The sequence below is a fragment of the Bradyrhizobium sp. SZCCHNR1098 genome (assembly GCF_032489375.1).
Classification (GTDB): Bacteria; Pseudomonadota; Alphaproteobacteria; order Rhizobiales; family Xanthobacteraceae; genus Bradyrhizobium.
On sequence record NZ_JAUEXY010000021.1, the window covers coordinates 67,549 to 92,587 of the forward strand.

Genomic DNA, 25,039 nt, shown 5'->3' on the forward strand with positions numbered 1-25,039 from the left:
TCGGACGTCCTCGCAGCGATTACGTTCTCAGCTCAAAGGTTGGCCGGTTGATACTCGACGAGGACGAAGATCCGAGTGGCCGCGACCATGGCGAGAAGGGCGAGATCTTCAAACATGGTCGGCCCAACAAGATCGTCCCCGACTATTCGGCCGATGGCACCATGAAATCGATCGAGGACAGCCTCAAACGCATGAAGATCGACCATATCGACTTCGTATGGGTGCACGACATCGCCCAGGACTTCTATGGTGATCGCTGGCTCGCATTATTTGAAACCGCTCGAACGGCGGCTCTCCGCGCTTTGTCGAAACTGCGCGACGAGGGTGTGATCAAGAGCTGGGGCCTCGGCGTCAATAAGGTCGAGCCTGTGAAACTTCTGCTTGCTCTTAGCGAAGCGGATCCGGACGCCACCTTGCTCGCAGACCGGTATACGCTGCTCGATCACGAGATTGCCCTCCATCGGGGGCCCCTACAGCTCCGGCGTACTCACAGGCCGGCGTCAGTCTGAATACGGGGCTGTGCCACCAGCAATTGCCGTCAAGGTCGAGCAGATCTCCGCACTCTGCGCAGAATATGACATACCGATCAAGGCAGCGGCGCTGCACTTCTCGCTGGCGCACCCGGCTTCAGCCGCCGGCATTCCCGGGGCCAGCAAACCGGGACGCATCCTCGAAGATCATGCAGCCCTCAGGACCCAAAATTTCCGCCGAATTTTGGCTTGAGCTGGGAAAGCGAGAGCTTGTGGCCGCCGACTCGCCGCTGCCGATCGACAAAAAGTGCGTATTATGCCGGCGTCTCACACCGGATAAATTCACGCCCCACGAGATCCTACGCACCGTTACGCCGATTAAGTTGAGCTCCGTCTGGTGTGGTTCTACCCTCGCTACAAGTTCGGAATGCCTGACGACTTTGGCTTTCAAAAGGTCTGGCCGATAAGCCCACGTCTTTCCAATGCTAAATGCCATACGGATAGCGGCGCGCCATGCGTAGGTCGGGGCGCAAGCCGCCGGAGCTCCTCCTTCGGACCGCCCCGATCGTCACTTTTCTTCACATTCCGCCGCGGCTCGCCGCATGAATGTCAGGAGACGAAAATAATTCCAGCCCGCATACCAACATCCGATTCCGCATCGACGGCGCCGCCCTAGCCTTGACCGACCCGGAGAACCAGACCTTTTTGTATCCCAATCACCCGGTGGGCAGCCGTAACATCGTCCACCAGCTAGCGGAACAGTTTTGAACGGCGATTGCTTTCAATCTACGTTTCGTGAGCTGCGGAATGACCTTTGCCCAGAAAGAACAGTCGGCAAAAGCTCCATGCATAAGAACGATCGTCTTTATGGCCATAATGACTCCTTCCTGTTGACCGTTGTTTCAGGACATGCCGACCAATGTGGCGGTCGGCAATATCGCCTGCGGCAGCGCTACTCCGCCGCCTTGATGATCAGCTCGGAGACTTCTTTCGGGAAGGCCAGCATCGCGACGTGGCTCGAGGGCACCTCGACTGCCGTGGCCTTGGCCGCCTTCACCTGGTCGCGCTCCATTTGCGGCGGAATGATCGCATCCCTCGTTGCGACGACCATGAAGGTCGGCTTCTCCCGCCAGGCAGCCTGGCTCATCGGAGCGGTGAGTGTCCTGATGTGGAAGGGTCCCTGCGTCGCCGCTACGACAGCCTGTTCCTTGGGCGGAAGGTCGGCCGCGAAATACTTCCTGATGCCTTCATCGCTGATCTTGAGATAACCGTCCGGATCCTTGACGAAGGCCTTGAGGCTCTCGGGATCCGGATATTTCGAGGTGGCGCTTTTCACCGATTCACCCTTATCGGGCGCGTATGCCGCCACATACACGAGCGATTTGACCTTTTCGTCATTTCCCGCTTCAGTTATGACGGCACCACCCCAGGAATGGGCGACGAGGACGACAGGACCTTCGGCATTCCGGATGGCCCGCTTGGTCGCGGCGACGTCGTTGTCTAGCGAGTCCAGCGGGTTCTGGACTGCAATGACCTTAAGCCCGGCCTTCTCGAGATAAGGAATGACTTTCTCCCAGCTCGACCCGTCCGCGAACGCACCATGCACAAGGACGGCGGTCTTGGCTTTTGGTTCGGCAGCCAAGACTTGTTGGCTGATCGCGACCATAGCTGTTAGGAGGCTCAGGCTCAAAACGCCTTTATACGACTTCATTGCTGCATTCCTTCATTTGGTGGGAGGTCTTGGTTTTGTCGATACGAGATCATCGATAACTTTGCTCGGTCACGTAGCTATAAACTTGCGGCCGCGCACCGCTGTGCACACGTCATAGCGAGAGTGGATGCGGTATACGAGATCGATCGTCGGGAGCATCGCTTGCAGTTCGTCTTGCGTTGAAACGTTCGCTCTGACGGTCATATCTTCCAGTCCGGCCGCGGTTATGCGACCAGTAGAAGCGTCTGGTCGCGATAAAGCGAGTTTAAAGATGTAAAAGCGCTGGGCGTGGATAAATCGTGCCGACCGCACTAAGCGCTGATCGCGTGGGTGGCTTGCTTCGGGATAACCGTCACAGGTGTCGACGATGAGTATCGGCACTTCCTTTTCCGGTAGGAGCGTGCGCACCACGCGCTTCTTGCGATCGGCAGGGCGCCCATCCGGTCGGCGTCTGTCATGCGCCGGCCTGCCTCTCTTTCGAATGGGACGCGTCGTCGGAAGCCGGGACGATGTCAGCTTGGGCCACGGCCCTTTCGCCAGCGTGCCGACCCTGATCCCAACCACGGTGTCGAGCAGACGGAGCGATGGCTGCGCCAGCGCATGCTTCGGATCGATGGCAGCGACGACCAGCACAACCGTCGTCGTGATCCCGATCGTCACCATATCCTCGTGCCGTCCCAGCACCATCATCACAATGGCGCCTAGGCCGATCACGAGGCCTATGCCCGCCGCATTGACAGGAGACAGGGCAATGTAGATGAAGCATAGAACGAAGCTCACGAAAGTCGCGGCCAACCGCGAAATTCCGGATGAAAGGCTCCCCTGGCGCGTCTCGCGGAGGACGAACAGTGTTGCGACAGCGGCCCACTCCTCCAAGGAGGGTATCGCTCCGATCGATAAAGCCGCCGAGCAATTCAGTCGTCAGTAGGTAGGCGCCAGCGCAGGCTGCCGCCATAACGGACGCGTGAATCAAGTCCCGAGCCGTGAGTTGGTTCATGACAACCCAGATCCGATGTTCACACAGCGCCGCCTCCCTCAATCGCCAAGAAGTCCGTCATGGCACTCTTTGGCGTGGAAACAGGTGGCGGCAAATCGATCAAGTTTACGCCTCGGCGGCGTGACGTTCAGCTGCGCTGTTGTTCGGCTCTTCATTGTAGGTGCTCTATGCGGGGCTCGATCAGGCCAATCGGCTCGATTGGCTCGGGTCCGCATCGTGGTCAAGCTGTTTGCTAGGGGCGCCGCCCTGTTCATCGCTTTCCTTGCTAACGAACGGACCTACGGTCCAGAATATGGACCGGGCCTTCGAGGCTTATACCCAGGTTCTCGGCGGCAACGAGGTCATGCGGGATGGCGATCTTCACGGCCTCCCGATCCATAACACGCTTATTACCGACCAGGACATCGTAGCGCGAGAGCTCAAGGTCGATCCACGTTCGATCGGCCTGCCCGACTTAACGGGCGGCACGCAGCGGCTGGACCTCCGCTTCGTTCAGTTCGACATTTTTGTGATCGAGCTCTTTCAGCATCGCAAAGCGGACCAGCCGATGGGACGCGGAAACAGCTGGGCGGAGCCACGCGACCATATGAGCCCCGCTTACCCACGACCCATGCATATCTGCTACTACATCCACGATGATGTGAATTTTTCAAATTTCATCAACGATCTCGAGGCCCTATGCGCCCGCGGCGGCATGACTCTGGTCAAAGCGAACCGCGTTGTTTCGGTGCAAACGGAAGATCAGCGCAAGGCCGCGCCCCCGAGCGCCGATGCCAACAAGATTGCTTGAGGCAAATCGAATGGCTGGTCGCTGATCTACTGCAAAGGGCTGGCAGGCGAGCAGCTTGCGTTCGTCCAGGCGCTCGCCCCCGTGAAGCAGACTTTCCAACAAGCTCTCGAACAGCTTCGGCGCCCCCGAAGCGCTGGCTGAGTGCCCGATTTCTTGGCGGGGATGTGGAGGGCTGACAATGCTGCATCCGATCAAGGTGCGTTCTTTTGGCTTGTTGTTGGCCGTCGGGATGACTTGCGCGCGAGCGAGTGGGCAAGACGGTCCCCGAGCTGAATATTCCAGCGTACCCGACAATGCCTTCTCGACCGACCATCTTGCTTCTCTTGGTCAGCTCACCGCGGGCGTCGCCCACCAAATCAAAATACGCTCAATTTCGTCAACAACTTTACGGCGTTGGCCGTTGAACTGACGGACGATTTTAATGATCTCTTGAAGCCGATCATCGTCGCAGAAGATAATCCGTTCGAAGGCCGACGAATTGATTGTTCTCAAGGACAATCTCGGGAACTGTCTAGCATGGTGGGCGAGCCGACTTCACCGTCAAAAGTACGCTGCTGCACCCGCGCGACCGCACAGGCGAGCGCCGCTCCGCTGACATCAATGCGCTGGTCGAGGAGAGCCTCAGCCTCGCCTATCACGGGGCGCGTCTCAGCGCATATTGCCTGGCTCCGCCCTGCATTGGGCAGCCATCTCGTCGAGCAACAACCAGAGTCCTTGCACCTTTTTGGGACGCGCGGTCAGGACTGCGGCGATCCTTTACGGCTATAATCATCGCGTGACCTCCACGAACCAGTGTACCCCGTTTCGAGTGAGTTGATCGCGTCGATCATCGATCGGCAGACTCGATGAACGCGGCGACCTCGCGCGGATGAGACAACATGACCGCGTGGCTGCTCTTGATCTCTTCCGTGCGCGCACCGCTTCGCTGGGCCATCTTCCTTTGTGAACTCGGCGTTATCATGCGGTCCTGAGACGGGATCAGGAAGGAGCTCGGCTTTGCCTTCCAGCCAACTTTCGTGATCTTGGCTTCGACGGCCTTCAGTCCCCATGGCACCTGCGCGACCGCCATGAATTTGGTGAGTGCCTCAGGGGAATCAGCGGCGAAGGAAGCCGGGAACTTCACGGGATCAACCAGCAGGTACCCGTCCTGCGGCGGCAGCAGGGGCGCCTTCGCCTCACCGGGCTCTGCTGGCCATTCATTCAGCGATGCGGCAGATTCGCCAGCATCCGGCGCAAACGCCGCGACGTAAGCCAGGCTCTTGACCTTCGGATTGGTGCCGGCCTGGGTGATCACCATGCCGCCATACGAGTGGCCAACCAGCGTGACAGGGTATTTGGCTGCTGCGATCACGGCTTCCGTGGCGGCGACATCACCCTCGAGCGTGATAGTCGGATTCTGGACCACCAGTACCTCGTATCCGACGTTGCTGAGGAGATCGTATACCGCTTGCCAGCCTGAGCCATCGACGAACGCGCCATGCACGAGTACGACGGATGTCGTCTTCTGTTGCTGGGCTACCGAGGAGGTCGACGTTAATGCGAGAGCGGAGAAGGCCAACAAAGATGCCCGATCGTTCATGGGATTCCTCTCGTGTTGTGAGGGCGGCGTTTGGAATGTTGGATTGGATCGACGATCTGGCCGTCATAACGGAACGACGGTGCCATTGCGCACAGAGTTGATCAATTTTGCGAAAAGATAATCAGACCAGGATTCCCGCCGTTGATGAGCCTTCGCGCGCTGATACGCGTTCGTGGTATTAACGAAATACATGGCCGAGTCGGGCGCATCGTCGCTGGTGGGCTGGCGCCCAGTCGGAGTTGCAAACACGACCCTGAACACCCCTCAATGTCCACCGTGGCTGGTGGCACGACCAGTTCATTGAAGTAATGGCCGGTTGGACCGGTCCGACTCGTGCCTATGCGCACGTCGATCCGGGTCGCTGTCGACACCAGGATCTGTATTTTTCCCTTGGACATAACTCATTCTTCCTTGAGCTAAGTAGGCCATGGTCTGGTTCGTGCGAAAGCATGCGTCAGCGTCGTTCATTCATTCGGTCGAGAAAATCGTTGATCAGCGGCGCCATCACGTCGAGTTGGTCCTCGAGCGCGAAGTGACCGGTGTCGAGGAGGTGCAACTCGGCGTCGGGCAAGTCGCGCAGATAGGCGTGTGCGCCGACTTCGGCGAAGACCTTGTCGTTCTTCCCCCAGACAATTAGAGCGGGCGGCTTCCATTCGCGGAAAAAGGCCTGGAACGCAGCGTAAAGCGGGACGTTGGTCCGGTGGTCGTAGAACAGATCGAGCTGAATGTCTTTGTTGCCCGGACGATCCAGTAGCGCTTGGTCGTGGAGCCAGTTATCAGGACTGATGCGCGTCGGATCGCGGACACCATCGGTGTACAGGAATTTCGTCGCTGGGAGAGAGACGAGGGACGAAATCGCATTCCTCCGCTCCTCCGTCCCTTCCTTCCAATACGCCTTGATTGGGTCCCAGGCCTCCCGCAGCCCCTCTTCGTAGGCGTTGCCGTTCTGGATGATGAGGGCAGTCACACGCGCTGGATGCTTGATGGCGAGGCGATAGCCGACCGGTGCGCCATAATCCATGACGTACATGGCGTAGCGCTTCGCTCCGAGTTGATTTAGCAACGCGTCGATCATCTCGGCATAGTTAGCGAACGAATAGGAAAATCGGCTGCGATCCGGCGAATCGCTTTGCCCGAAGCCCGGGTAATCCGGCGCGATGACACGGTATCGGTGGGCCAGATTCGGGATCAGGTTGCGGAACATGTGTGAGGATGTCGGAAAGCCGTGCAGAAGGAGCACGACGGGTCCATCTACTGGCCCGGCTTCGCGATAGAACACGTTCACGCCGCTGATCACGGCCGTGCGGTAATGAACCGTTGAAGCGTCTACGCTGCCGACGGGCGTCGGCGAAATGCAACGACGAACGGGCGTTTCGGCCGGTCCAAATGCCGATGTCGTGGACTGCCCAAACGCTGGATGCGCGCTTGCAATGGTCAATGCAATGACGGTCGCGCAAGAAAGTCGCATAGCGGCTCCTTCAGTAGGTACACGTCGGGTCTCTTGGCAATAATCGGGTGTAATCGACCTGAGATCCAGTAAAGGAATGTAAAGGGTGCTGAGACATTATCGAGCACGCAGCATGCTCCTTTGGAGAGGGACGGTCTAGACAGTCGGCGGATCAATCCCGGACAGCGTACGAGGAGTTATCGTTCTCGAAAAGCCAACCCATCGGTTTGCGAACGACTTGATGTCGACAATTGCCTCCATCGAGATCGCGGCGCGAAGGATAACGAGCGAAGAGGTCCGCGTTACACTCGCTAGCGTGGCACAGAACGTTTCAACACGATCCTGACGGACATCTTTGCCGCCATTGCAAGACCAGGAACTATCATTGGTATATGACCGGGCCGCGCTTTCGCGGCTATCACCTATTGCTGGACGATCAGGCGTCGGAAATCTTCACGGTTACGGACGACATCGCCGAGCGGCTTTGCAAGACGGGCAACACCACCCTGCGGTCGCGGAATAGTCGCTCGTCGACAGACGATCAAGGATTATGATGCCGATTTCGTATCTCTCCTCAACATATTCGTCGAGCTCCGCGATGAGAGTTTTGCGCCAGTCCGTGCGCTCTGGAAGGCGAAAGTGATCGCTGATGAAGCCAACGACAACGCAACCTCGGGACTGCTCGGCCCGGCAGAGCGGCGAGCTCATTTTACTTTTTGAAGCCACAAGGTCGACATGATGCTCGCAGCAGTTCAGTCGCGGTGCTCTCTCAAGATGATATTCGTGGATCGGACGCGGAACACGCAACCAAGATGACGATTACTCAGTCATCTTCCGTCTACCGCCTCCGCCGTCATCGACATACGCTCGGCAAATGCCGAAACCTTGGCCGAATAGGCTTGATAATGATGCGAGGCTCGATAAGCTTCGCTCGCAGTGTCGTCTCGGTAAAACTCTCAAGGCCGCAACGACTGCTATTTTAGCGTACGCAATCGCTCTTGCCCGGATAAGCGACTAAGATAGCAGTAATTTTGACGGTATGTCATAGCTGGCCCGCGGGAAAGTGACTTTTGCCCAGCGTTGCTCGGCCGCCTAATCACTTATTTTCTAAGTGCAGCCAGAAGCTCCTCAGCAAGTAGCCCGGCCGACGCCGGATTCTGGCCGGTGATCAGACGTCCGTCGACGACGACGTGCGGTTCCCAATTTGCTACAGACGTATATTCGGCGCCCTCTGCCCGCAGTGCATCTTCCAATTCGTAGGGAACGTCTTTGAGCGCGTAGTCGTGCTCTTCCTTCTTCGAGAAAGAGGTGAGCTTTTTGCCTTGCAAGAACGGCTTGCCATCGCCGAGGTCAACCCCGAGAAGCGCGCACGGACCGTGACAAACGGCAGTCACAAACTTTCCCGTACTCCAGGCGCGGACAACTGTATTTTGAACGACAGGGTTGCGCTGGATATCGACCATTGGTCCAAGACCGCCTGGCACGAAGATGGCATCAAAATCTGCAGCATCCACGTCCGCAAGTTTGCGACTGCGGTTCAAGCGGCGAAAAGCCTTGCTTTCAAAGAAGACCTTCTCCGCGCGATCTTTCTCGTCGTAGGCATCATATGGTGTCCATCCGCCTCTCAAGGAAGCGAACTCGATGGCGATACCTGCCTTGTCAAGAACATCGAACGGATGCGCGACCTCGGCGAAAAAGAAGCCTGTTTTACGATTGTGCGGACCGATCACCGCTGCGTTGGTTACAATAAACAGAACATGGATAGTCATGACTTCCCTCTTTAGTGTGTGGACGCACCAAACCAACCTCATCCTTCGCTAACAATTCGCTATACCCAGCAGCGTGTAGCGGGTCGCCGATCAAAGGAAGCTATTGTTCATAGGCCGATAAGAAAGACCTTTGCGTAGAGTGCAAGTGATGTCAGTCCGCTTCTGTAGGCGCTTTGTCGATGAAGGCCGCAACTTCTCGCACGTAGCAGCGCACTTTAGGCTGCCGGGTGACGCAGACGAGTTAATTTAGGTAAAGATTTGCGGTCTTTGGAAGTATCGTAAGCCCCTAGTGACGGCCGCCTTGCGTCGGCGGTGAGGCTTCGCGAAGCGATAGGACTAGTACCTCGACACAGAGGTTTTGACTCTTTGTTTTTTTGCCGGTTTGGCCGGTTTTTTGGGATAGGCACGGCCTAATTTGGTGCGCGCCTGTTCGGTGGTGAACATCCAATTGATTTATTGATTTGGGCGCGCTCGGTGTTTCGACGTCTCTCCCACGCCGGGGTCTCTTGGACGAGCTTGGCGTAGCTGTCGATGCGACGAGCGAGACATTGCTGCTCGAGAGCGCCGATCTCGACCATGTTGAGCCAGCTGGCTTGCTTCGGGGTGTGATGGAATTCCAGGCGTCGCAGCAAGCCCCGCGCCTGGTCGACCGGGGACGCCGAATAGAGCGCGCCGGCCGTATGGGTTGACAGATTGTCGAGCACGACGCGAATGCGACCGGCCCTGGGATAGTACACGTCACGAGTTCGCGTGTGCACTGGGCGCGGTCGGTGGCGGCGCGGTGCTCGGTGACCTTGACTTGGCGCCAGGGTCGATTCACTTCCATGAACACGAACAGGTTGTAGTGATGAAGCGGGGGCAGAAGCTGTTCTTCGACAGCCGGCTCTCGGGCGACGGGATCGTTGCTTGCGCCACAGTCACAATCCGGCACGCGCTTTCATTGATGGGCGGTCGAAGTCTGTTGGTATTTACGGCCGCGTCGGTCAACGCAACGCCGCGACGGCGCTCGACGCGTACTATTACACGACCCAGCTCTGCGAAGGCCGTGTTCACACGCTGGAGCAGCAGGCTGCCCTCTCGATCACCAACCCGTTCGAAATGGGCTCATCCAGCGTCGCCGACGCTGCATCCAGGATCGCCGACGATAAGAACTACCAAGCGCAATTCGTGGAGGGCTCTGGCCGCGAGGTAAACGAGAAGGAAATGCTGCGCGCGATAGCGAGCTACGGACGCGCGCTGATTCCTTCGTTTCACCGTTCGATAATTTCGTCGCTGGAGATGCGAACGCCATCAGTGACGCGGCCAAGCGCGGCTGGGATCTGATCAATACCAAGGCGCGCTGCAATCTCTGCTGTGCACCGACGGAGAATGAGCGGGACGTCACGTTTTTCTCCGACAATAAGTTCCATCACATCGGGATTGGGATTCTCCAGCATCACGTTGGCCCTCTGGCACAGCAGGCGAAGCGTGAATTGGTGAAGGGCCAGCAGTTGGATCTCGACATAGTGGCGATCGAGGGCGAGATGTCGATCTTGGGGCGTTTTCTCGTCACGAAGAGGCAGAGTGAAATTGCCGCCTTCAAGACGCCCAACCTGCGGAACGTCCTTTTCACAGGCCTTACTTTCACGACGGGTCGATGCAAACATTGTGCGACGCCATGCATCACCATAACCATGGAGATGGCGTCACAGACCATGGCTCGACCGGGATATCCAGCCTCTGGCGAGCCGATAAAGATCGAAAAGGTGGATGGAACCGTGATCGTCACGAGTGATCTTGTCGGCGACTTTCCCGGAAGCCCCATTGACTTGCGATATTTCCTTCGGCTACAGGCAGAAGGATCGCGGTCCTGGAAATGGCCTTGTGAAGTCCAGCCCCGACCGCCAGGCCAAACGTATTTTGCTCGGCAGATTGGCAGAATAATATCTCACGCGAAGACGAACTCGCCCTGGTGCTCCGCGCGAGCCGCGCATTTTAACAAGCGGAGATCAGCGTTTGGCGCAAGTCATGACTGCACATCGGGTTAGGATGCAAGCTCGTTGATGGACAACGTCACTAGATCGGCCCAGGGCGGAGTCAATGAAGCGGAATGTCGCTCCTGCGAGGTTACTTATCTCAAATATGATCTACTCGATGTGAGTTTGCGTTAACTTCTCAGACGAGATAACGTACAGTACGTCTGCAAGTTTACAAATTTTAACAAGCGCTAAGTACCGAAAGCGAGCTTTCCGGTGCTCTATTGCAACCTCCGCAGTCAGAAGGTGCGGTTCCGTCGATGGCGCAGGACGCAGCTCTCACGGCCGGCGGCTCGGCGCCAGACGTCGCTGGCCGGTGGCCGGGGAGTATGATAAGTTGAGCCAGTCCGTCCCTTTTTTGGGATCCTCGACGCAGCAGGGCGGTGAGTTGCAACCGCTTTGGGAGGATGGAGAAAGGGTATTTTCCCGTGGGCAGCTAAACGGGGACGAGCGCAGGCAGAGGCCTGTGCTGGTGGTACGTGCCGCAGATGATCGAGCGCCGCCAGCACTCCTCGATCGCTTCGCTCATGAATATGGCTTGCGCGATGTATTGATCGATGCGCCCGTCCTCGTGCCACTTGCGTTGGAACGAGACGGCAACAAGACTCTGCTGCTGCTCGAGGATTTTAACGGCGAGCCGCTCAGCCAGTTGCTGGGCGAGCCGATCGAGGTCGGCATCATGCTGCGCATCGCCATAGCAATCTGCGCGGCAGTCGGTGTGATCCATCGGCGCGGCCTCGTCCACAAGGATCTCAAGCCCGCGAACATCGTCGTCGATATTCCGTCCGGGCAGGTGAGACTCACTGGCTTCGGCATAACCTCGCGGCTGCCACGCGAACGGCAGTTTCCCGAGCCACCCGAGACCATCGCCGGCACGCTTCCCTACATGGCGCCTGAGCAGACAGGGCGCATGAACCGTTCGATCGATTCCCGCAGCGATCTCTACGCGCTCGGCGTGACGCTCTACCAGATGGCAACCGGTTCGCTTCCCTTCTTCGCCCATGACCCCATGGAATGGGTCCACTGCCACATCGCCCGCAAGCCGACGCCGCCAATCGAGCGGCTCGAGAGCCTTCCCAGCGCGATCTCCGCGATCATTTTAAAGCTGCTCGCCAAGATCGCGGAGGAGCGCTATCAGACCGCCAGCGGCGTCGAGCGCGACCTTCGGCGCTGCCTCCACGAATGGGAAGCCGGGGGCCATATCCGCGATTTCCCGCTCGCCCGTGAAGACACACCGGACCGCCTGCTCATCCCCGAGCGCCTTTACGGCCGGGACCGAGAGGTCGAGGCCCTGATGTTAGCCTTCGACCGCGTGGTCGGCTGTGGCGAGCCGGAGTTGGTGCTGGTCTCGGGCTATTCTGGCATCGGCAAGTCTTCGGTCATCAACGAGTTGCACAAGCTACTGGTGCCGCCACGGGGCTTGTTCGCGGCCGGCAAATTCGATCAGTACAAGCGCGACATCCCCTACTCGACCCTGGCGCAGGCTTTGCAGGGACTAGTGCGACCACTGCTTGGCAAGACTGATGCGGAACTGGCCCGCTGGCGCCGCTCCTTCCTTGAGGCGTTCGAGCAGAACGGCCAACTGATGGTGGATCTCGTGCCCGACCTCCGGCTTATCATCGGCGATCAGCCCGACGTGCCGGAAATGCCGCCGCAGCAGGCGCAGGCGAGATTCCAGCGGGTGTTCAGGAACTTCATCGGTGTTTTCGCACGCCCCGAGCACCCGTTGGCACTTTTCCTAGACGACCTTCAGTGGCTCGACGCCGCGACCCTCGACCTGATCGAGGACGTGCTGACCCGATCGGATCTTCGCCACTTGATCCTGATCGGCGCCTATCGCGACAACGAGGTCGACACCGCTCACCCACTGGTGCGCAAGCTCTTCATCATCAAGGCGACCGGCGTGAAGGTGCAGGAGATCACGCTCGCGCCGCTGGGGCGGGAACACATTGCGCAGTTGATCGCCGACACGCTGCACTGTGCACCGATCGCAGTCGCCCCCCTAGCCCAACTGGTATTGGACAAGACCGGCGGCAACCCATTCTTCGCGATTCAGTTTATCTCCGCGCTCGCCGACGAGGGAATGCTGTATGTCGACCACGTGACCGGCCGGTGGTCATGGGACTTCAGCCGTATTACCGCCAAGGGCTTCACTGATAACATCGTGCACCTCATGATCGGCAAGCTCGCCCGTCTGCCGGAGAAGACACGGCGAGCGGTGCAGAATCTGGCTTGCGTCGGCAACGTGGCCGACCTGTCCCTACTCGCGACCGCCTTCGGCGTGTCCCGAGCCCAGGTCGAGGCGGATCTGTGGGAAGCGGTTCGGCTCGAACTTGTGGAACGGCGCAAAGACGCCTACGCCTTTGTCCATGACCGGATATATGAAGCCAGTTACTCGCTGATACCGGAAAATGCGAGGGCGCCAATCCATCTTAGGATAGGCCGCCTCCTAGTCGACCGGACGACGCCGGAACAGCGGCAGGAGACGATATTCGAGATCGTGAACCAGTTGAATCGTGGCTCGGCATTGATCGAGGAAGACGACGAGCGGGCACGGCTTGCTGAGCTGAATTTGATCGCCGCCCGGCGCGCCAAGACGTCGACTGCCTATGTCTCGGCCTGCGCCTATCTGCGTTTTGGCATGGCGCTGCTCGGGGACGAGGCATGGAAGTTTCGACGAGAGCTCGCTTCCACCCTGTGGCTGGAACGGGCCGAATGCGAATATCTGAGCGGTGACTTCGACGAGGCCGAGCGGCGTATCGCCGAGTTGCTAACTCAGGCTGGATCAAAGATCGACAAGGCGGCCGCATATCGCATCAGGATCGACCTTCAGGTGATGAGGTCGGAACATGTGGAGGCGATCGACACTGCCATAGAGTGCCTTCGTCTGTTTGACATCGAGCTCTCGCCCCATCCCCCGCGCGCGGAGATGGACGCGGCCTATGCGCAGGTCCTGCACAAGCTCGACGGCCGTCGGATCGAGTCGCTGGTCTCGTTGCCGAGGCTGACGGATCCGAACGCGGAAGCGGCGATGACGATACTAGCGACGATGTGCGGCCCGGCCATGTGGACCGATTCGACACTCTCGGTACTCCAGCTCTGTCACATGGTGGTGCTCGCACTGGATCACGGCGTGACGGGAGCCTCCGCGCCAGGCTTCGCGGCGTTCGGCATCATGCTCGGGCACGTCTATGGGCGCTACGAGGAGGGTTATCGCTTCGCGCAGTTGGCGCGCGCGCTGGTCGCTCGGCACGGCCTGGCAGCGAACGAGGCGATGGCTCTCTGGGCACTCGAACTCGTAAGCCTCTGGACCCAGCCGGTCTCCACCGCCGTGGAGGCGATAAGGGCGGCTTTCGAGAGCGGCGTGAAGTCCGGCGACATCCCCGTGGCCTGTTATTGTTGCAACCACATCGTCTCCAATCTCCTGCTCCGCGGGGACCGGCTGGAGGAGGTTTGGACGGAATCAGAGCGCAGCCTCGCCTTCGCTCGGCGTGCCGGCTACCGTGACGTGGTGGATGTGATCACCGCGCAGCGGCGCTTCATGCTCACGATGCGCGGCCTCACAGAGAGCTTTGGGAGCTTCGGCGCCGGAGATTTCGACGAGAGCGAATACGAACGCTCGCTGACATCCGACCGCGCGACGATCATGATCTGCTGGTACTGGATTATCAAGGGGCAGGCCAGATTTCTGGCGGGCGACCTAGCGGTCGCGCATGACTGCTTCGAGCGCGCTGCGCCTCTACTGTGGGCCTCTCCGGGGCACATCCAGCTGCTCGACTATGAGCTCTACGCGGGATTGACCTTGGCGTGCCTAGAACCAGAGCTGCCGGACGTGGGAGCCGATGTCAGGCGCGCACGTCTCCTTGGCCATTGCGGTCGTTTGGCAACGTGGGCGGAAAGCTGTCCGTCGACCTTCGCCGACAAACACGCCCTTCTCCGCGCCGAGATCGCCCGCCTGGACGGCCACGATACCGATGCGATGCGCTTTTACGAGGTGGCCGTCCGCTCCGCACGGGCCAACGGATTTCCCCATTACGAGGGTCTCGCATACGAGCTTGCCGCCCGATTCTATCGCGCGCGGGGATATGAGGAGATCGCCGATCTCTACCTGCGCAATGCTCGTCGCTGCTACGCCCTCTGGGGAGCAGACGGCAAGGTGCGCCAACTCGACGAGACCAATCCGCATTTTCGCCCCCTTGAAACCGCTTCCGCCTCCTCCAACACGATCGGGACACCGGTCGAGCACCTCGACCTCGCCACCGTGATGAAGGTGTTGCAGTCGATCGCCGGCGAAATGGTGCTAGAGAAACTCCTCGACACGCTGATGCGAACCGCGCTCGAGCAGGCCGGTGCCGAGCGCGGCCTGCTCATCCTCGCCCGCGCCGCCGAGCCGCGAATCGCGGCGCGGGCGGCGGTCGCCGGCCCCGTCATCCGCGTGGACCTGCCGGACGAGTCCGTCGACCCCGCCGCGCTGCCGCAGTCGGTGCTTCAATATGTCCTGCGTACCCATGACGCCGTTATCCTGAGCGACGCTGCGCTGGAGGCTCCCTTCGCCGGGGACGCCTATGTCCGCGAGCACAGGCTGCGCTCGGCGCTGTGCGTGCCCTTGATCAATCAGGGTAAGCTCATCGGCGCGCTGTATCTGGAGAACAACCTCGCGCCGCGGGCCTTCGTGGCCGCGCGGATTGCGGTGCTAAAGCTGATCGCCTCGCAGGCCGCGATCTCGCTGGAGAACACGCAGCTCTATCGCGACCTCGAACAACGTGAGGCGCGGATCAGAAGCCTGGTGGACGCCAACATCATCGGCGTCTTCTTTTGGGATTTCGAAGGCCGGATCCTCGATGCCAACAATGAGTTTCTACGCATCGTCGGGCGTGATCGCACCGATCTCGCCTCCGGTTCGCTGCGCTGGACCGACATCACGCCTTCCGAATGGCTCACGCGCGATCAGGAGTTGTGGGTACCAGAGCTCCGAAGGATCGGCACCACCCCACCCTTCGAGAAGGAGTTCTTGCATAAGGGTGGGACGCGAGTTCCGGTGCTAATGGGCGTTGCGTTGCTTGAGGGTAACCAGGAGCAGGGCACGGCCTTTGTGCTCGACCTTAGCGAATACAAGCGCGCAGAGGCCGAGGCGATCGAAAGCGACCGTCGCTACCGTGAAGCGCAGACCGACCTGGCGCGCGCCAATCGTATCTCGACGATGGGCCACCTCACCGCCTCGATCGCCCATGAGGTGCGCCAACCGCTCACCGCGACGATCGGCAACGCCCAAGCCGGCATGCGTTGGCTCGACCGTGCACCTCCCGACATAAAGGAGGTCCGCAAAGCCTTCACCGCCATCGTGAAAGACGCGGCGCGCGCTAACGACATTGTAAATCGAATCCACGACATGGTGCGGAAGGCGCCGCCCCGTGTGACGCAGGTCAACGTTAATACGGTCGTGCGGGAAGTCATCGAGCTGACCCGCAGCGAGACGAACCGCCATAGGGCACTGGTCGAGGCCCGCTTTGCCGAGCAGCTCCCTCTTGTCACAACCGATCGGATCCAGTTGCAGCAAGTGATGCTCAACTTGATACTCAATGCCGTTGAGGCCATCGGCAGCGTCGAAGACGACCCCAGGGAAGTCCTGATCCGCACTGCAGTAGAGGGCGCCGGTGTCATCGTGACGGTGTGCGACACCGGGCCTGGGCTGCAGGTGGCCGAGCCCGAGCAGGTTTTCGAGGCTTTCTATACGACCAAGTCGGGCGGATTCGGACTCGGCCTGTCCATCTGCCGCTCTATTGTCGAATCTTACGGCGGCAGACTGTGGGCGATGGCTAACCAACCCCGCGGCACCACCTTCCTGTTCACGCTCCCAGCGTCGATATCGGTCGGGTGAACTAAAACGCCCTCCATAGCGCGACCGGACATGGTCATGGGCCGCCTCAAGCTCGGTCTGGCCGGTGGACCGCCACGCATTCCACACGTCCGAAAAAATGACGCTTCAACCAAGCCGATGTCGTCTACCAGCAGGGTAAAGGCGATAGTCGATGCGATCTGTGAAAATGCAGCCGATCGTCCTGCTGATTCGTTGATTGTCATGACTGAGTCTTGCGTTGTTTCTTGCATGCCACTGATGTGCGACGAACTCTCTTCAGTGGCTCTGGCGGTTTGACTGGCCAATGACTGGACTTATGAGGCGACCACCGCAAAACCTGGCGCCGCGCGCCGGCGCGGCTCGACCTGACTTCGCAATGCGTGTCGTCAAGCTTCTTTTGAGCGCCAAATCCGACCAGCAAATCGCCCTGGTAACCGTTCAAACGGCATGGAATTGGCTAGAAGGCCACCCACATCTCATGCTTGAGCGCGTCGCGAGCATTGTCATGAGAGATGCTTTTGGACGACGTTGCGGCGTGTGGCGCTCCTCCGTAACTTGGATGACCAAGATGCGTCTCCATTAGTGGCCCGTTCCTCGGCAGACGACGGATCATGATGGCCTGATCCTCGCTTGTCATGTTATTCGCGATTTTTCCGCAGTTTCGCGAAGGCCCGGTCTGTCGCCATGAAGCGCGCGACCATCGCGGTCACGAGTTTTCCCAGATCACTGGCCGGCTGCCCCGATTGACGCGACACCAGCTCCGAATAAGCCAGGAGATCTCGGTGCACCGCGGCGGGCAGCTCGACGGAGACCTTGACGGGCTTGTCATCCGGCAAATTTGTAATCCTGAGTTTTGTCATTGCTCACCCTCGATACGGCTCGAGCACAAGATCGCGATTGACCATCACGCGCACCGGAAATCCGGGACGGATCGTCAATGTCGGCTGGATGTTCATCTGCTGCCGCACGAGCTGCTGCCCTGTCTGGCTCATCGCGTTGCCGAAGCCTTGCCGCAGCGCCTGAACGAGGGCCGCATTATTGGCATTGCCATTGGCTCCCGCATTCACCTCGCTGCCAACGGATAGCAACGTCGACAGCAGGGCTGACCCGATCAGCTGCTTCCAATGATTGTCGACCTCATCCTCGAGACCCGAATAGCCACCAGAATCCGCTCCTTGCTGCCGCTCTAGGACGATCGAGCGGCCATTCGGCAGGATCAGCCGCGTCCAGACCAGAAGCACGCGCGACTGGCCGGTTGCCACCTGGCTGTCATAGGCTCCGATCAGCCGGGCTCCTTGAGGAATGAGCAGCAACCGACCTGTCGGCGTATCGAACACATTCTCTGTCACTTGGGCCGTAGCTTGACCGGGCAAATCCGAGCGGAGCCCCGTGATCAGGGCGCCCGGAATGACCGTGCCAGCCTGTACGACGTAAGGTGACGCCGGCCGCGTGATGCGATCTGGGCTCGTTGTACGCCGATCCACCGGGCCATTCACGAAGGCGAGCTTGCGGTCCTGGCCGTTCTGCGCGAAGGCGTCGTCCGTGGCCGGCGGCATCCCTCCAAGCCCGGCGCCCTGAGCCACATTTAGCGACGGCTGCGTCGCCGTCGTTGCGGTCGACGCAAACAAACGGCTGACGCGCGCGGCCTCCTGCTCCTGTTCGCGGCGCTGCTGGTCCTGGTCTTGACTTGAACCAGGTGTTTGCCCTTGGGAGGCCAGGATTGGCCGTCCGAGATCGCCGGGCAACGGCGGCCCGAGCACCGGGACATCTTTGGCAACCTGCGTGTAGTCACGCGGCAGGCTGGAGACGCTATCCGCGACCTCGCGATGCCCCGAACTGGCGAGCTCGGATTGGGCCGCCGGCTTATGCGCGCCAGGGCTTTGCAGCGCCCACAGAGCCGCGCCTGCGATCAGCGCGAGCGCCACGGCGCTGCCGCTGGCCAGAATTTTGCGCGACAACCGAGTGATCCGTGGCGGCTCTCCGCCGAGGCGGAAGGGCGCCGCAGGATCGGCAGCCCGTTCCGGATCATTCGACCCTGCGCTCGTGCCTTTGCCCTCCGCGCTCATGGCCGAACCTGTCCGTCGGTGCGAACGATCCGCACGGTCTGCTGCGGGTCGCCGCCCAAGCGCAGCTCCGCTGCCGCGAACAGCCGGTCGACGATCAAGACGTTGCCATAAGCTCGATAGTTGACGATCTCCGGCTTGCCGTCTGAGCCGGTCACGAACAATGGCGGCATCTCGCCTTGAACGATGCCGGGAGAGAATTCGACATAGACCTTGCGGCCGTCGTCATAAGCGGTCACCGGCCGCCAGGGCGGATCATCACCCTCGATGCGATAGCGAAAGCGACGCTGCGCGGGATCTGGCAGGACGGGTTTCAGAGCCGCGAGCGCCGCATGCGTCTCTGGATAATACCAGGCCACGGCTGGCATATAGGGCTTCTCGCGGGCGCGCAGCTCGATCAGATAGGTTCGGCGGTCGGTGTTGACGACGAGATTGGTCTCGATGCCTGCGCGCGTCGGCTTGACCAGAATGTGCACGCGACGGGTATCGCCCGCGCCGCTCTCGGTATCGCCGACCACCCACCGCACGGTGTCGCCGGCCGCGACCGGACCTGATCCCGTGAGCTGTTCACCCGGCTCAAGCGCGATATCCGTTATCTGTCCCGGCGCTGCGTAGACCTGATAGATCGCGCCTGGACTGTAAGCATAGATCTGCGCCGCGTTGTAATAGCCCCGCTTGCGCGGCTCGACGCGGGCCGCACCATTGGCCGCTTCGATCCGATCGACAGGATCGCCCTCCTCCTTCGCGCCAGCCTTGCCACCAAACGTCACCTTCCATGGCGGCGGCACATGGAGCGCCCGCGGCCTGTCATCAACCGTGACAGGCGCTGCCGGCAACGGTGGCACCTCAGCGTCGTAGCGGATCTCAGGCGGCTTCGACGTGGCGCAGCCGCTCAGCAAGAGCGCAAGCACCGTGCCGGTGAGGACGCGGCCGTTCATTGCGACAGCTCCTTCGACCAGTTGATGGCGTGGACATAAACGCCGAGAGGGTTCTTGCGCAGCCGGTCGGCATCGTCAGGCATCGCGAGCACGATGGTGAGAATGGCGGTCCAGCGTTCGGTCGCGCTCAGCGCGCCGTTGTCATAGTGCCGCTCTGTCCAGGCCACGCGAAAGCTCTCGGACGAGGCCCGGATGACGCTGGAGACCTCCACCGAGACCTGGGCTTTGCCGAGCCTCGCGAACGGATCGTTCGTCCGGGCATAGTCATTGAGCGCGGCTGCCCCGCGATCGCTCGTGAAGTCATAGGCGCGCAGCCAGCTCTGGCGCAGGACGATTGGGTCCGCGGGGAGGCTTCTCACGTCCTCGATGAAGCGCGCGAGATGAAAGGCGATCTGCGGATCGGTCGGTTGATACTCGGCAATCGCGGGGGCCACCCGCTGGACGTCGCCGAGATGGCCGACCTCCACCACCCAGGGCGTCACACTGCCCCGTGCCGATTGCCAGACGAGGGCCGCGGCCAGGCCGCTCGCCAGCATCAGGCACCCGAACGCCATTAGCCGCCAGTTCCTGGCTTGCATACGCGCCGAGCCGATGCGCTCATCCCAGACCTGCGCAGCCTTCTGATACGGCGTGACCGGTTGCGGCGTGCGGCCATAATGGACAGCGGGACGTTTGAACATCGTCATGGTTTGTCCTCCGAGAGATCGACGGAGCTGCCCTGCCCGCCCTGTCCAGCGCCGCGGACGGCCTGCGTCGCCGCCGAGGTGCCCTGACCGATGGTCCGCCCTGCCTTCAGCTGTTCGGCCCATCGCGGCGAGCCCGATGGGGACCCTCCGCCGTCAGCCGACCCTGCGGACGAAGTGCCGCCCGCGTTGGCCGCAGCGGCTTGTCGCAATGGACTGGCGGCCGAAGCCTCCGACGGGGATGGCTCTCCGCCACCTCGCAGCGCTCGGACCACTCCGCCGCCCAGCGCCGACGCGCCTCGACCGCTACCGGTCGCCGCCGCGCTGGCAAGACCGGCACCGCCCGCAATGAGCCCCGCGCCGGCAACAGCGAGACCGCCAGCCGCAAGGCCTGCGCCGGCCGCCGCTGCAGCGCCGAGCTGCGGTCCGCCGGAGACGAGCCCGTTGGCGATGCCAGGACCGAAAATGCCGAGGCCGAGCAACGCCAATGCGCCGAGCACGAGCGTCATTGCGCTTTCGATGGTCGGCGGATCACCGTTGCCGGCGGAGATCAGCTGCGAGAACTGGGTCGAGCCGATGCCGACGATCACGGCGAGCACGAGGACCTTGATGCCGGAGGACATGACATTGCCGAGCACGCGCTCCGCGGCAAAGGCCGTCTTGCCGAACAGTCCAAACGGGATCAGCACAAATCCTGCAAGCGTCGTCAGTTTGAACTCGATCAGTGTGACGAAGAGCTGGATAGCCAGGATGAAGAAGGCGAGCAGCACCACGATCCAGGCGAACAGCAGAACCGCGATCTGGACGAAGTTCTCGAAGAAGCTCACATAGCCCATGAGATTGGCGGTGGCCTGCATCATCGGTCGCCCGGCATCAAGGCCGACTTGGGCGATCTTGCCCGGACGCAGGAAGTCGGCGACCGAGAGCGCCGAGCCCGACGCCTTCAGACCGAGACCAGCAAAGCTCTCGAAGACGATCCGGGCGAGGCTGTTCCAGTTGCCGATCAAATAGGCGAAGACGCCGACGAACAACGTCTTCTTGACGAGCCGCGCAATGACATCGTCCTCGCGGCCCCAGACCCAGAACGAGGCAGCGAGGGTGAGATCGATCGCAGCCAGCGTCGTCGCCAGCGTGCCGACATCGCCGCTGACGAGGCCGAAGCCGGAGTCGATGGTGCGGGTGAACGTCTCCAGAAACTGATCGATGATTCCGGTCCCGGTCATCGCGTCCGCTCCACAGGATCGAGCGCCGGCGAAGGCGAGCCACTGCTCGGTGTGGCCGGCAAGATCGTGCCGAAGAAGCGGCGGCGGCCCTCCGACCACAACCGACGGCATTGCGCGAAGGCGTCAGCCTGCTCGGGACGCACCGCGCGGCAGCGCGTAAGCGTCTCATCGAGCGCATTGGACTTTGGCGCCGGCTGCCGCGTCTCCGTATCCTGCCCACCCCGCAACGGAATGGTGCAGGCGGAGAGAGTGGCGAGCGTGGCGGCCGCCACGGCGAAAAGCCTTAGCCATTTGACAGGACTTCTCTGCATCAATGGAACATCTGTACGTTGGAGGGCTGGTAGCCTTGACCTGGCGTCAGGAAGCGCTTGAGCTGCTCGCGGCCCTGATCCTGAGCAGCGGCACGCTGCGCAGCGTCCAACATCACGGCGCGGCCCTGCGCGGCCACACTCGCGGTGAGATCGGCTAATTGCTGAGCCTGCAGCGCAAGGATCTGGTTGCCAGCCTGGGTGACCTGTAGCGCCCCACTCGCACCTTGGCTCGCTGCAATCAGCGCGGACGACTGGGTCTTGACCGCGTCGAGATTGCCGACGACGCCGGCCTGCACCTTCAAGGCATCCTGCAGCGAGGCCACGGAGGTCTGCCAGCGCGCCTGCGCATTGTCCACCAGCGCCTGACTCGATTGGCTGCTGCTCGCCGGCGCATAGGTGGTCGCGAACGCCTTGTCGATCTGCTGCACATCATAGGCCAGGCGCTGGGCCTCCTTGAGCAGCTGCTGCGTGCGCTGGATCGACTGCTGCAGCTGCGCCAGTGACGAATACGGCAGACTCGCAAGGTTCTTCGCCTGGTTGATCAGCATCTGCGCCTGGTTCTGCAGCGAGATGATTTGATTGTTGATCTGCTGCAGCTCGCGCGCGGCGGTCAGGACATTCTGGGCGTAATTGTTTGGGTCGAACACGACCAGCTGCGCCGACGAAATAGAGGCCGACGCTGCCCAGATGGCGACGGCTGCCGCCGCTCTACGGACGAGACGACGAGGACCCGTCATGCGAGGACCTCCCGGCCATTGAGATGGAGAATGAGGTCAATCGCCCAGGACACGCCTCGGTGGGTGAGCCAGCCGGCAAGGAAGCCGTCTCGGCCGTGCTCGGCAAGCACGCGCGTCATGTCGGCATGGTCGGTCTTGGAGGACGCCGCGATCAGCGCCAGCGCAACTTCGCCGAGACCGAGCTCGAACAGCCTGTTACCGCGGCGCGACTGGCAGTAATAGTCCCGCTTCGGCGTGGCCCGGGACAGGATCTCGATCTGGCGGTCGTTCAGGCCGAACCGTCGATAGATGGCTGTGATCTGCGGCTCGAGCGCGCGCTCGTTCGGCAGCAACAACCGGGTCGGGCAGCTCTCGATGATGGCGGGGGCAATCTTTGATCCATCGATGTCGGACAGCGACTGCGTGGCGAAGACAACGGACGCGTTCTTCTTGCGCAGCGTCTTCAGCCACTCCCGGAGCTGGCCGGCAAAGCCATCGTCGTCGAGCGCGAGCCAGCCTTCGTCGACGATCAGGAGCGTCGGGCGGCCGTCGAGCTGGCCTTCGATGCGGTGAAAAAGATAGGCGAGCACGGCTGGCGCTGCCGCCGTGCCGATCAGACCTTCGGTCTCGAATGCCTGCACGGACGCACCACCGAGCCGTTCGGCGTCGGCATCGAGCAGCCGGCCATAAGGGCCGCCACCGAGGCAAAAGGGTTGTAGCGCCCGCTTCAGCGCATTGGACTGCAGCAGGATCGATAGTCCCGTCAGCGTTCGCTCAGACACCGGCGCCGACGCTAGCGAGGTCAGCGCCGACCACAGATGATCCCTCACCTCAGGGGTGATGCTGATCTGCTCGCGCGCGAGCATGGCCGCGACCCAGTCGGCCGCCCAGCCGCGCTCCGTCGCATCCTCAATCGCCGCAAGCGGCTGTAGCGCGACCGCGTCCGCTGCGCCCTCCGACAAGGCCCCGCCGAGATCATGCCAGTCGCCGCCCATGGCGAGCGCGGCCGCGCGGATCGAGCCGCCGAAATCGAAGGCGAACACCTGGGAGCCGGGATAACGGCGGAACTGCATCGCCATCAACGCCAGGAGCACGGACTTGCCGGCACCGGTCGGCCCCACCACGAGCGTATGCCCGACGTCTCCGACATGCAGCGAGAAGCGGAACGGCGTCGAGCCCTCGGTCCGCGCCACGAACAGCGGCGGCGCACCGAGATGCTGATCGCGCTGCAGGCCGGCCCAGACCGCTGACAACGGGATCATATGGGCCATGTTCAGGGTCGAGACCGGCGGCTGGCGCACATTGGCGTAGACGTGGCCAGGCAGCGACCCGAGCCAGGCCTCGACAGCGTTGACCGTCTCGACCATGCAGGTGAAGTCGCGACCCTGAATCACCTTCTCGGCAAGCCGCAAGCGCTCGTCGGCAATGCGCGGATCCTCATCCCAGACCGTGATGGTCGCGGTGACCAGGGCCTCCCCGATCAGATCGGAGCCAAGGTCCTGAAGCGCCGCATCGGCGTCGAGAGCCTTGTTGTGGGCATCGGTGTCGACCAGCGCGGCGGCCTCGTTGGTCACGACTTCCTTGACGAGCGCGGCAATCGACTTGCGCTTGGCGAACCACTGCCGCCTGATCCTGGTCAGCAGCCTGGTCGCGTCGCTCTTGTCGAGCATGATCGCCCGGGTCGACCATCGATAGGGAAACGCCAGCGCGTTGAGTTCATCGAGAATGCCGGGTGTCGTGGCGGTCGGGAAACCGACGATCGTCAGCACCCGCAGGTGAGCGTCGCCCAGCCGCGGCTCGAGTCCACCGGTTAAAGGCTGGTCGGCCAGCAGCGCGTCGAGATGGACCGGGATTTCGGGGACGCGGACACGCTGCAGCTTGGTCGAGATGGTCGCGTGCAGATAGGTCAGAGTCTCCTCGTCATCGAGCCAGCGACACTCCGGCATGAAGCCATCGAGCAGCTGCAGGACGCGATCTGTGCGGTCGGCAAAACCACGCAGGATCTCTTGCGCATCACTGCCCTCACCTTGCGCGCGTCCCTCATACAGCCAGCGCTCGGCGCGCGAGGCATCTTCGGGCGGCGGCAGATAGACGAAGGTCAGAAAATAGTTCGACTCGAAATGCGCGCCCTGCGCCTGGAACTGCGCCCGGCGCTCGGCCTCCACCAGTGCGGAGGCGGGATCAGGGAATTGGCTCGCGGGATAAAGCTGCGACGGATACCTGAACGCCTCGACGAAGACGGCCCATCCGGAGCCGAGCCTGCGCAGGGCATTATTGAGCCGACCGGCCACAGCCACGAGCTCGGCCGGCACCGCCGAGTCCAGATCCGGCCCCCGAAACCGCGCGCTCCGCTGCAGCGAGCCATCCTTGTTGAGAACGATGCCGTGATCGACCAGAGCGGCCCACGGCAGATAATCGGACAGGTGCGCATTGCTGTTGCGATATTCACGCAAGTTCATCATGGCTTGCT

Annotated in this window: 21 protein-coding genes and 1 pseudogene; 6 read left to right on the plus strand and 16 right to left on the minus strand. The window is 61.3% G+C overall.

The window, feature by feature from the left end; genetic code table 11:
- The first annotated feature begins 47 nt into the window (after positions 1–47).
- Entirely contained in the window at positions 48–509 is a 462-nt protein-coding gene (locus QX135_RS31500; RefSeq protein ID WP_315744978.1) for an aldo/keto reductase, read from the plus strand.
- Positions 510–1,422: 913 nt separating this feature from the next.
- Here the strand turns inward: QX135_RS31500 and QX135_RS31505 are convergent.
- Positions 1,423–2,181 (minus strand): alpha/beta hydrolase, encoded by a 759-nt coding sequence (locus QX135_RS31505; RefSeq protein ID WP_315744980.1) that lies wholly within the window; start codon positions 2,179–2,181, stop codon positions 1,423–1,425.
- Between the two features lie 69 nt (positions 2,182–2,250).
- Positions 2,251–3,057 carry an FUSC family protein gene (locus QX135_RS31510; RefSeq protein WP_315744982.1) on the minus strand — a complete coding sequence of 269 codons (807 nt, stop codon included), beginning with the start codon at positions 3,055–3,057 and terminating at the stop codon, positions 2,251–2,253.
- Positions 3,058–3,470: 413 nt separating this feature from the next.
- Here QX135_RS31510 and QX135_RS31515 point away from each other — a divergent pair, with 413 nt between their 5' ends.
- Positions 3,471–3,968 carry a lactoylglutathione lyase gene (locus QX135_RS31515; RefSeq protein ID WP_315744984.1) on the plus strand — a complete coding sequence of 166 codons (498 nt, stop codon included), beginning with the start codon at positions 3,471–3,473 and terminating at the stop codon, positions 3,966–3,968.
- A 327-nt stretch (positions 3,969–4,295) separates the two neighbouring features.
- On the opposite strand, the gene QX135_RS31520 is transcribed toward QX135_RS31515, so the two are convergent.
- The 3 genes from QX135_RS31520 to QX135_RS31530 form a co-directional block, all read right to left on the minus strand.
- A complete protein-coding gene (locus tag QX135_RS31520; protein WP_315744986.1) occupies positions 4,296–4,460 on the minus strand; it encodes a hypothetical protein in 165 nt (54 codons plus the stop codon).
- Positions 4,461–4,794: 334 nt separating this feature from the next.
- On the minus strand, positions 4,795–5,547 hold the full coding sequence (locus QX135_RS31525) for an alpha/beta hydrolase (RefSeq protein WP_315744988.1): 753 nt from the start codon (positions 5,545–5,547) through the stop codon (positions 4,795–4,797).
- A 454-nt stretch (positions 5,548–6,001) separates the two neighbouring features.
- A complete protein-coding gene (locus tag QX135_RS31530; protein WP_315744990.1) occupies positions 6,002–7,015 on the minus strand; it encodes an alpha/beta fold hydrolase in 1,014 nt (337 codons plus the stop codon).
- Between the two features lie 371 nt (positions 7,016–7,386).
- Between QX135_RS31530 and QX135_RS32485 the strand changes: the two genes are divergently transcribed.
- Positions 7,387–7,548 carry a hypothetical protein gene (locus QX135_RS32485; protein WP_409997834.1) on the plus strand — a complete coding sequence of 54 codons (162 nt, stop codon included), beginning with the start codon at positions 7,387–7,389 and terminating at the stop codon, positions 7,546–7,548.
- Between the two features lie 546 nt (positions 7,549–8,094).
- On the opposite strand, the gene QX135_RS31535 is transcribed toward QX135_RS32485, so the two are convergent.
- The gene (locus QX135_RS31535) at positions 8,095–8,763 is read right to left on the minus strand and encodes a type 1 glutamine amidotransferase domain-containing protein (protein WP_315744991.1); all 669 of its coding nucleotides are present in this window, start codon (positions 8,761–8,763) and stop codon (positions 8,095–8,097) included.
- Positions 8,764–9,099: 336 nt separating this feature from the next.
- Positions 9,100–9,604, minus strand: a pseudogene (locus QX135_RS31540) (transposase); the annotation flags it as partial.
- A gap of 65 nt (positions 9,605–9,669) precedes the next feature.
- Between QX135_RS31540 and QX135_RS31545 the strand changes: the two are divergent.
- Positions 9,670–10,086, plus strand: coding sequence for a cytochrome-c peroxidase (locus QX135_RS31545; protein WP_315744993.1), 417 nt, complete (start codon positions 9,670–9,672; stop codon positions 10,084–10,086).
- Here the strand turns inward: QX135_RS31545 and QX135_RS31550 are convergent.
- The gene (locus QX135_RS31550) at positions 10,014–10,409 is read right to left on the minus strand and encodes a hypothetical protein (protein ID WP_315744995.1); all 396 of its coding nucleotides are present in this window, start codon (positions 10,407–10,409) and stop codon (positions 10,014–10,016) included. The genes QX135_RS31545 and QX135_RS31550 overlap by 73 nt on opposite strands.
- Positions 10,410–11,115: 706 nt before the next feature.
- Here QX135_RS31550 and QX135_RS31555 point away from each other — a divergent pair.
- A complete protein-coding gene (locus QX135_RS31555) occupies positions 11,116–16,656 on the plus strand; it encodes an AAA family ATPase (RefSeq protein ID WP_315744997.1) in 5,541 nt (1,846 codons plus the stop codon).
- A gap of 36 nt (positions 16,657–16,692) precedes the next feature.
- On the plus strand, positions 16,693–16,932 hold the full coding sequence (locus tag QX135_RS31560; protein ID WP_315745072.1) for a hypothetical protein: 240 nt from the start codon (positions 16,693–16,695) through the stop codon (positions 16,930–16,932).
- Positions 16,933–17,273: 341 nt separating this feature from the next.
- Here QX135_RS31560 and QX135_RS31565 read toward each other — a convergent pair whose 3' ends face one another.
- The 8 genes from QX135_RS31565 to trbE are packed head-to-tail and all read right to left on the minus strand — an operon-like array spanning position 17,274 to position 25,031.
- Entirely contained in the window at positions 17,274–17,495 is a 222-nt protein-coding gene (locus QX135_RS31565; RefSeq protein WP_315744999.1) for a DUF2274 domain-containing protein, read from the minus strand.
- A 3-nt stretch (positions 17,496–17,498) separates the two neighbouring features.
- Positions 17,499–18,701 carry a TrbI/VirB10 family protein gene (locus tag QX135_RS31570; RefSeq protein WP_315745001.1) on the minus strand — a complete coding sequence of 401 codons (1,203 nt, stop codon included), beginning with the start codon at positions 18,699–18,701 and terminating at the stop codon, positions 17,499–17,501.
- Positions 18,698–19,636, minus strand: a complete 939-nt coding sequence (gene trbG, locus QX135_RS31575) for a P-type conjugative transfer protein TrbG (protein WP_315745003.1) — start codon at positions 19,634–19,636, stop codon at positions 18,698–18,700. Before trbG ends, QX135_RS31570 begins: the two co-directional genes overlap by 4 nt.
- Complete coding sequence (trbF, locus tag QX135_RS31580; RefSeq protein ID WP_315745064.1) at positions 19,633–20,316, minus strand: conjugal transfer protein TrbF; 684 nt, start codon at positions 20,314–20,316, stop codon at positions 19,633–19,635. The genes trbG and trbF overlap by 4 nt, the downstream gene beginning before the upstream one ends.
- A 2-nt stretch (positions 20,317–20,318) precedes the next feature.
- Positions 20,319–21,542, minus strand: coding sequence for a P-type conjugative transfer protein TrbL (gene trbL / locus QX135_RS31585; protein WP_315745005.1), 1,224 nt, complete (start codon positions 21,540–21,542; stop codon positions 20,319–20,321).
- Positions 21,539–21,853, minus strand: a complete 315-nt coding sequence (trbK-alt, locus tag QX135_RS32490) for a putative entry exclusion protein TrbK-alt (RefSeq protein WP_315745007.1) — start codon at positions 21,851–21,853, stop codon at positions 21,539–21,541. The genes trbL and trbK-alt overlap by 4 nt, the downstream gene beginning before the upstream one ends.
- The gene (trbJ, locus tag QX135_RS31590) at positions 21,853–22,590 is read right to left on the minus strand and encodes a P-type conjugative transfer protein TrbJ (protein ID WP_315745008.1); all 738 of its coding nucleotides are present in this window, start codon (positions 22,588–22,590) and stop codon (positions 21,853–21,855) included. The genes trbK-alt and trbJ overlap by 1 nt, the downstream gene beginning before the upstream one ends.
- Entirely contained in the window at positions 22,587–25,031 is a 2,445-nt protein-coding gene (trbE, locus tag QX135_RS31595; RefSeq protein WP_315745010.1) for a conjugal transfer protein TrbE, read from the minus strand. The genes trbJ and trbE overlap by 4 nt, the downstream gene beginning before the upstream one ends.
- Positions 25,032–25,039: the final 8 nt, after the last annotated feature.